This window comes from Microcoleus sp. K4-B3 (assembly GCF_036704615.1).
Classification (GTDB): domain Bacteria; phylum Cyanobacteriota; class Cyanobacteriia; order Cyanobacteriales; family Microcoleaceae; genus Microcoleus.
On the sequence record NZ_JAUBSF010000007.1, the window covers coordinates 131,082 to 139,662 of the forward strand.

Annotated in this window: 8 protein-coding genes; 2 read left to right on the forward strand and 6 right to left on the reverse strand. The window is 45.6% G+C overall.

Going from position 1 to position 8,581, the window contains the following annotated elements:
• Nucleotides 1–41 precede the first annotated feature (41 nt).
• Nucleotides 42–179, forward strand: a complete 138-nt coding sequence (locus QUA78_RS06070; RefSeq protein ID WP_006634808.1) for a photosystem II reaction center protein K — start codon at nucleotides 42–44, stop codon at nucleotides 177–179.
• 84 nt (nucleotides 180–263) lie between these two features.
• Here QUA78_RS06070 and QUA78_RS06075 read toward each other — a convergent pair whose 3' ends face one another.
• The 6 genes from QUA78_RS06075 to QUA78_RS06100 form a co-directional block, all read right to left on the reverse strand.
• Complete coding sequence (locus QUA78_RS06075) at nucleotides 264–818, reverse strand: glutathione S-transferase family protein (protein ID WP_333300332.1); 555 nt, start codon at nucleotides 816–818, stop codon at nucleotides 264–266.
• A gap of 137 nt (nucleotides 819–955) precedes the next feature.
• Nucleotides 956–1,537: a manganese efflux pump MntP family protein gene (locus tag QUA78_RS06080; RefSeq protein ID WP_333300330.1), complete on the reverse strand. Its 582-nt coding sequence runs from the start codon at nucleotides 1,535–1,537 to the stop codon at nucleotides 956–958.
• A gap of 503 nt (nucleotides 1,538–2,040) precedes the next feature.
• Nucleotides 2,041–4,434: an ATP-binding protein gene (locus QUA78_RS06085; protein ID WP_333300327.1), complete on the reverse strand. Its 2,394-nt coding sequence runs from the start codon at nucleotides 4,432–4,434 to the stop codon at nucleotides 2,041–2,043.
• A 486-nt stretch (nucleotides 4,435–4,920) separates the two neighbouring features.
• Nucleotides 4,921–5,385: a hypothetical protein gene (locus tag QUA78_RS06090; RefSeq protein WP_172187066.1), complete on the reverse strand. Its 465-nt coding sequence runs from the start codon at nucleotides 5,383–5,385 to the stop codon at nucleotides 4,921–4,923.
• A 189-nt stretch (nucleotides 5,386–5,574) separates the two neighbouring features.
• Nucleotides 5,575–6,135 (reverse strand): sugar O-acetyltransferase, encoded by a 561-nt coding sequence (locus tag QUA78_RS06095; protein WP_333300325.1) that lies wholly within the window; start codon nucleotides 6,133–6,135, stop codon nucleotides 5,575–5,577.
• Nucleotides 6,136–6,264: 129 nt separating this feature from the next.
• Nucleotides 6,265–6,939 carry an MBL fold metallo-hydrolase gene (locus QUA78_RS06100; protein ID WP_333300323.1) on the reverse strand — a complete coding sequence of 225 codons (675 nt, stop codon included), beginning with the start codon at nucleotides 6,937–6,939 and terminating at the stop codon, nucleotides 6,265–6,267.
• A gap of 33 nt (nucleotides 6,940–6,972) precedes the next feature.
• Between QUA78_RS06100 and QUA78_RS06105 the strand changes: the two genes are divergently transcribed.
• Complete coding sequence (locus QUA78_RS06105) at nucleotides 6,973–8,445, forward strand: site-2 protease family protein (RefSeq protein WP_333398663.1); 1,473 nt, start codon at nucleotides 6,973–6,975, stop codon at nucleotides 8,443–8,445.
• Nucleotides 8,446–8,581 lie beyond the last annotated feature (136 nt).

Below are 8,581 nucleotides of genomic sequence, written 5' to 3' on the forward strand. Positions count from 1 at the left end.
GCGACAATTATTAAAATTCTGTTGGATAGGTAGGTTGATTCATGGAAGCTGCATTACTCTTAGCAAAACTGCCCGAAGCTTATTCGATTTTTGAGCCTTTGGTTAATGTTTTGCCCGTCATTCCCGTATTTTTCTTGCTGCTGGCTTTTGTTTGGCAGGCGGCTGTCGGATTCAGATAAGTTTGATTTCATTAAAAGCAGGGGCAATTTACAAATCGCCCCTGCTTTTAGTTATTAAGTTTTGTTTCGTTCTTCTTTCTGGCTTCAGCCACCGCCGATCGCACTTTTGAAAGCCGGTCTTTCTGAGATCCGCTTGATGTAATCTACAACAGCCGGATAAGGACTGAGGTCTAGTTTTAGCATCATCGGAATGTAAGCCAATATTGACCCCACTGCTGCATCGGCGACGCCGAATTCATCACCCATTAAAAACGGCTGTTTCTCAAAGATTTGATTAAGCGGTGTTAACAAGCGGGGAGTTTCGCGATCGCGAGTTGCTTCTGTAAATATTCCCGGGCCGAGGCTGGCATTAGCAAACATGACCCACTGCACGATTTGAGCTTGCTGCTCCAAAGTCTCGGGCATTTTACCATATTTTTGAGCTAAATACAGCAGAATTGCACCGGATTCCCAAAGTTTAAAATCTCCGTCAACAATTGCCGGTACTTTGCCGATCGGGTTAATTTCGAGATACTCTGGCTGCAAGTGTGCCCCTGCTGGCATATCTAGGGTGACGAATTCGTAGGGAACCGCTATTTCTTCTAGATACCACTTGACAATTGATGCCCTGCTGCGGGCTCCGCCGTAAAGTTTCAGCACGGAATTTTTATCCTTTAATGCAATATTGCTGTTATAGCATTTTTTGGGAATTGGGCATTGGAGGCACAGCCTTCGGGTATGTGTTCCCAGGCATAGCCTGGAAGGAGTATCCATTACCCATTACCCATTACTAATGACTAATGGCTAATGACTGCCGACACTGCTGTTAAATGCGAAAATAAGATATTGCTGCCGATCGCAATTAAAATTACACCTCCGAGGAACTCTATTTTATTTCCAAATAAGTTGCCGCACTTGTGACCGATAAACACGCCAGCAAATACGACCAAGAAAGTAATAAATCCGATCGCACTAACGACAGGGCCGATCGAAGTTTTTAGCACTGCAAATCCGAGGCCAACTGCGAGGGCATCGATACTCGTCGCCACTGACAGCGTTATCAAAGTCCCCGTATCTAAGGGATTAAACTTTTTCTCGCATTCTTCGGTTTGCAGCGATTCGTAAATCATTCTACCGCCAATGAAACTCAAAAGCCCAAAAGCTATCCAATGGTCGATCGGTGTTATCAAAAAACTAAAACTAAGACCTATTAACCATCCTATTACGGGCATTAAAGCTTGAAAACCTCCGAAAAATAAGGCGATTTTTAAAGCTTTATTGACCTTCATGTGTTTGATTGCTAAACCGCTAGAAACAGCAACAGCAAAAGCATCTGCTGCTAGTCCCAAGGAAAGTAATATGGTAGTGGCTGCATCCATTTTTGTAAATTGTTGATGTTATAGGTAAAGCGTTCCTCTTGACTGTTTTACTTTACACTAAATTTTGATAAGCTTGCGATTTTTTCATATTTGATTCATTTTTTAATCACATTGGTTTCATAATTGGCGGTGTGGAAAAGCTCAGGGCTTATCTGTATGATAATGAACAATTATGAGCTAGAGTCCTGGACCAAAAAAGTGGTTTTACGTGCTACTTATAGTGGTGTATCCGATCGCCATAAGTAGCACCCTAAATATAGAGGTTTTGCGTTCAGGACTGAACTAAGCCCAGGCGCATATAAATTTTACAGTCAAGTTTGATGAAATTCTGGTGGGGTGTCCCGCCCCCGAAAAATACAGCGCAAGATGCCCGACAGCTTAGCAGTTAACGCTTCGATAAATTGAAATAAAAACTGACCGATTGAAATCGATCCGACGCGGACGAATAGGGAGGCAACAGCATTCATCATTCACGATGCTCGATCGACTGTTAAAATTTTCAATTAAACGATCGGCAATTTTACTATAAACTCAGCACCGCCCCCAGTTTGAGATTGAACCGGAGATTCAACTTTAAGGCTGCCGCCGTGCAATTCTACAATAATTTTATAGCAAACCGACAGATCCAATCCTGTAAACTTATTAAATAATTTAGTATGGTCAAACTGGTCAAATATTCTGTGTTGAATTTCCGGCGGAATTCGGGACCCGTTGTGGGCGATCGATACTGCAATACACCTGCCTGGAGAATCTTCGACAATATTTGTTTTAATTGTAATAATTTGAGCAGAGTTTTCAATACTGTTAACAGCATCAATGGCATTGCTCAGGAGACTCGCGAATACCTGGCTCAGTTGACCGGGATAACACAAAATTGGCGGCAGGTTGTTGTACTCCTTGACTACTAATATTTTTTGTTCCAGCCGGCTCGCTAGCAACAGCAAAATATTTTCGATGCTTTCATTAAGGTTGGCGTGTACTTTGTTGGCTTCGTCAGGAAGCGAAAATTTCCACAAAGCAAGGACTATTTGGCGAATGCGATCGGTTCCTATTTTCAAAAGATTGAGAGTTTGCGGCAACTCTTGGCTAATAAAATCTATGTCGCCAGCCTTTATTTCTTTGGCAATTCGCGGCACAGGTTCGGGATATTGTTCGCGATAGAGGCGAATTATATTAAGCAAATCTTTGATATAATCGTTGAGGTGAATCAGGCGGCCGTAAATAAAGTTAATCGGGTTATTAATTTCTTGGGCAACTTCGGCTGCTAGTTGACCGACAATAGCCATTTTTTCGCTTTCTACTAAATGCTCTTCATTTCTTCTGAGTTTGGCTAATACTTCTTCCAAAAGTTTGAGATCTTCTTGACTTTGCCCGTGGAGTTGGGATTGGGAAATGGCGATCGCCAGCGAGTCTGCAATTGCTTCCAAAACTTCCACCTCGTCGGGAGTCGCAAACCGCCGGTTTGCACAGGCGAACAGATATCCGAGCCGATTAGTCTGAGTCAGTACGGGTACTGCTGCGTAGTGGCTGTTTGTTAGTTCGATATAGGCGTGTTCCTGAGACGTTCCGCTATCAGCGGCGACGGTTTTATATAGCAGTATCGTTTCGCAGCGGTGAAGGCGTGCAGCTAAATCTCCAGAGGGCCCTCCTGGAACGCCGAAGATTCCCAAGCGCCCGGGCAAACCTTCCCGGCAATATTCCCAGCCAAATTCTAAAGTATCTTGTCGGGGATCGTACCATCCGAAAATTGCTCGATCGAGCTTCAGCAAAGTACCGAGTTCGTCTACTGTAGTTTGGAGGATGCGATCGAGGTGCAAACAAGCGCGAATGCGGCCAGTCAAGCGGTGGAGAAGGGCTTCTGTGCGAGTGCGGCTGCAATTTAGGGCAAACAGCTTGAGTGCGGCAATTGCTGCGAAAATAGCTGCGGCTGCAAGTAGGGCCGCAGCTACTGCTAGTAGATTGAAGGGGAGCAGTTGTTTTTCGAGATTGTCGCGGGGAATTACGAGGGCGATCGACCATTCAGCTTGTTCTAAAGGAAGATAGGCAACATAAACTCTGGTGTCGTTGATTTTAGTCAGCAAAATGCCAGTTTTTTGATAAACCATCTCCCGGGCTACATTCGCCAAATTAGCATCTGCAGACTCTAAAAGACTGGGAGCCGGCTTGTCGATATTTCCGATTAACCCAGCGTTGGGATGGACAATCGGCACTCCTTGAGAATTGAGAACAAAAGCGTAAGTTCCTGGCCCGTATTCCAGCTTTCCTACTACTTCGGCAATTCGGTCGATGCTAATGACCCCGTTCATTACTCCGATCGGCTTTTCTGCTGTTTTATAAAGAGAATTTACCGAATTTGACCACACCGGAGCCGAAATCGGAACAATAATTTGTTTTTTGAGCGTGCGAGAAATGGTAGGATCTGAAACATAGACTTCCCCAGCCATTGCCTTTTTGAAGTGTTGGCGGTCCCTGACATTAATCAAGGCTCTGCCGACTTTTGTGGTGAAATAAGAACCGTCGGGAGCGATTAATGCGAAATGCTGGAATTTTTCCAGTCGAATTACTTCGGATTTTAAATAAGGCTCTGCCACTGACCACTTCATCGAACGAACGGGAAGAGTGTGGGCGAGGATTTGGATCTCAGCCTTTCTAGTGCCGAGCCACCGATCGATATTGTTCCCGCGCTCCCTAACTTCTAGCAAAGCATTTCGCTCTAAATTGTTGATAATCAAGCGGCGAACGCTTTGATAGCTGATACAACCAGTGATGCTAGCTGCCAGAATTGTTACGCCCCAAAGTAACAGCGCAGTTTTGTAGGGAAAATGGTATTCGCCCTTAAATCCCGCTGGCAATAGTCGAGTTAATTTCCACCACTTAACTCTCGCAAAGCTTCCCATTGTTTGACTAATTTGTGAGATTGAAATCCTCAGCTCACCTGCGATGTAGTCCCAGCCTGCCAATAGTCTGAAACTACTAGCATTGAATAATTGCGGGGATTTTGGAATTTTTCCCGCCGGCGGGTTCACACTGTTAAACTGCCATAAAAAATGTTACTATATTTTTCCTTATTTAGAAGATTTAATCAACAATTTAAGAGTTTTCTTAACACTCCTTAATAATTTATGTTAATTAGGTGATGTGCGCAGGCATCATTCTACGTTGAGATGTTCGGCGTTTGTGTTATGAGGTAAGGTGCACACACAGCGGTACACCCTACTTTGAGATGTTTGGGGTTGGTCTTAATATTGAAATATTAAAAGCTTTTCCCTCATTAATGAATGAACAGCTTTTTAAATTTTTAATTCACATCTCAAAACTCAAAACTATTTTCCCTGCATCCGCTGACTGAGGCGCTGCTAAATAGCCTCAGTTGCGCGATTTGTTTAAAGAACCTTGTGAGTGTGTTCGTGTTGTTTCACATTGTCTTCAGTGCGAATAACGCGCTCGGAGTTGAGGACTCTTTTGCGTTCTAAGGAATAAGTAAAGTCGTTGCGAACGGTTCCCAAGGGAATGTGAAGTTGAGCTTGGGGGCGGATTTTGTATGTGCGGGCAGCGGAGATCGCCCGAAAGCCAAATTCTTCGCTAAACTGAGCTGATGTCGGGAATTCTGGCAACATTTTGGGTGATTCGCCATCGAGCACTGCTCCCAAAGTCGTCCCGCAAGCCATTAAATAGGATGTGGGAATTCCCTTGACAATTGCTTCCAAAGCTGCTGAGGGAATAGCTTCGATTACTTGCACTTCAAAAACTTCGCCTTCTTCTTTGATGAAGCAGGTAGCTACACCGACTGCTATGTAGTCGTCGGTGCAGAGATCGGGAGCGTTGGGATAAACTGTTGCAGTCGTCATAAGAAAAGCTTGGTAGTGTGGAAACCGGGAACGAGAAATTAAGCGATTTTAGATTTGAGATTTGAGATTTCTTCCACGGTTTTTTTCGGGGATTTTACGTGGAAAATCTCAAATCTGCTGTTCTAATATCTAAAATTGTTGGGTTAAGCTCCGAAGAGCCGATCGCACGATTGTGTCGATCGTACCACATCAAGGTAGATGCCGGATGATTCGGCAAGGATTCCCCGCCGCCACGACGTTTGCGGGAATATCTTTGACAACGACACTGCCTGCACCGATCGTGCTATTGTCGCCAATAGTGACTCCCGGACAAATAATACTGCCGCCGCCAATCCAAACATTATTGCCAATTTTAATTTCAGCGGCGAGTTCTAGGCCAGAAACTCTAATTTCCGGGTCTGTGGGGTGAAGAGCGGTGTAAATTTGGACGTTGGGCCCGCACAGTAAATTCTCGCCGATGCTAACTCGATTGCAGTCGAGAATCACGCAGCCAAAATTCATATACAATCCGTTTCCAGCATAAATATGGCTGCCGTAGTCGCAGTAAAAAGGTGGCTCGATTTCAACTTTCGGCCCGACTGCACCGAACAATTCCGCGATAATTTCTAACCGTTTGTCTGGTTCGTCTTCGCGGGTAGAATTGTAGGTTCTGGCGAGGCGGCGGGCTCGCAGGCGCTCTGAAATCAATTGCTCGTCCGCAGCTAAATACAATTCGCCGGCGAGCATTTTTTGTTTTTCGGTTTTTTCCATAAGAATCGGCGGTTGTAACCGCCACTATACAAAGTTTCGCCCGTCTCTAAGAGACTGAAGAATAATGTAGTGCGCACCTTATCGCTATAATTAGCGCGTCAAACCATTTTTTGATTTTGCAGCATAGATTTAGGGGCCGGGTTTCGACTGCAAACAAACGGCTAAATCCAGGTTGGTTAATTGCTCAAAAGCTCGAGCGATCGATCCTTTGGAGCGCAAAAAACCAGTATTGGCAGCGGGGCAAATATATTGCAGAGTGGAGGGCGAAAATCGATCGATAATTGACTTAACGCTGTTAATTTGCCGGGACCAGTGAAAAGTTTTTGCCGTCAATAGCGGTACTGGGGCACCTTCTCGGTTGGGGAGCAAGTGTCTGCCCGAAAACAGCACTCCGCCGCTGCCACTATCATAAAGGCAAGACGAACCTGGAGAATGGCCTGGAGTCCAAAATGCTTTTATTCGATCGCTCACAGCAAATTCTCGCTCAAAAACCGTCACCTTCAATCCCGGCAGCAAATAAGCTTCCTGCTCTTGAATCAGGATATCGCACCCCGTGGCTTCCTGAATCTCCCGCGCCTTGCCGATAGCGCCGCGGTGGGTGAGAAACAGCAGTCGCACACCGCCGCGCGCGAGCAAAAAGGTTTGGTTAATCTCATCCCAAGCGGGACAATCCACCAGGATGTTCGATTCGTTTTCTACAATGAAATAAGCTGTTGCACCCAGGGTATCCCGGTTAGGCGGGAAAGCAAAGATATTGTCCAGCACGGGTCTGGGCTGTTTGGAGACTGAACTCTGTTGTTTCAAGGAAGTATTTCAGAAGGGAATGGGATAAATATTATGTTGTTTTTACTATGGTTGTTCGTATTGGGGCTGATCTCGTACTACTTGTTGCAAAACGGCATCAGCCGCATCACCCGAACTCCGGTATGGCTGCTGTGGCTGGTAATGATGGCGCCGCCGTTGATTTGGAGCGGTTGGGTTTTAGTTAACGGTACGAGCAAAACAGTACCGCCGGAGTTAGTAATTATACCTTTTCTGGTTTGCCCTTTTTTGTATTGGTTTTTGGTACAGTTGGGGCGCAAGAAAATTACCGACGAAACTGCTGAGCAGGTAGCAGACTCTGCGACTGAACCTGCAAAGCCAAAACCGCCCGTGCGCCCGATCAACCAAGAAGAAGAAGCGAGTTTGCGCGATTGTTTTCCTTGGTCAATTTACTTTTTGCGAGATTTGGAATTTCGGCCGCAGGCTGTAATTTGTCGCGGGCAGTTACGCACGAACCCGGAGACTGCTTATCAGGCAATTCGGGAGAATGTGGAGAGGCTTTTTGGCGATCGCTTTTTAGTAGTATTTCAAAACAGCTTGAGCGGTCAACCTTTTTTTGCCATAGTTCCCAATCCCAGCCACCAATCAGGGGAAACTCCTGTCAAAACCGAATCTGTAACCCGGCCGTTTTTCGCATTAGCTTTGGTTTTGATCGCGGTGTTTACGACTACGCTTGTCGGGGCGCGAATGGCCGGAGTTACTGAACAAGCTTTGCAGTCCAACCCGTCACTATTGCTCCAGGGTTTGCCCTACTCGCTGGCTCTCATTACAATTTTGGGAATTCACGAATCCGGCCACTATTTAGCTGCCCAATTTTACAAAATTCGCACGACTCTGCCTTATTTTATTCCGATTCCTTTTTTCTTGGGAACTTTTGGCGCCTTCATTCAAATACGGAGCCCAATTCCCAACCGCCGAGCTTTATTTGATGTTAGCATTGCCGGGCCCCTTGCGGGTTTAGTTGCGACAGTGCCATTATTAATTTGGGGTTTGGATCATTCGACAATTGTACCGCTTTCTGACAAGTCGGGAATGTTAAATTTTGAGTCTTTCAAACCCAATTTTTCGCTGCTGATGACTCTCTTGAGCAAGTTAACCTTGGGCGGTGCTTTGAATGCGGAAACTGCGATCGATTTGCATCCGGTAGCGGTGGCGGGTTATTTGGGTTTGATAGTGACGGCGTTTAATTTGATGCCCGTGGGACAACTCGATGGCGGGCACATCGTACACGCGATGTTCGGCCAGCGAGCGAGTATGGCGATCGGGCAAGTTGCTAGACTTTGTATGCTGCTGCTTTCTTTTTTGGAACAGGGTTTGCTGCTGTGGGCGATTATTTTGTTTTTGACGCCACTAAACGACGAACCGGCCTTGAATGATGTCAGCGAATTGGATAATCGGCGGGATTTTTTGGGGTTGCTGGCGATCGGGCTTTTGTTAATGATTTTGTTACCAGCGCCCAGGGTACTCCTGGAGTGGTTAAATGTTTAGAAGAAACTTCGACAACGGATTCGCAAGGCGGATTTAACAAATTTAACGGATTTAATTAACTGGAGTTTAGACTAAAAAATGGTCACAGCTAAAAGTAGCTGCCTTTTAACAGAAGGCAAGCTGTTGCTCAAAAACT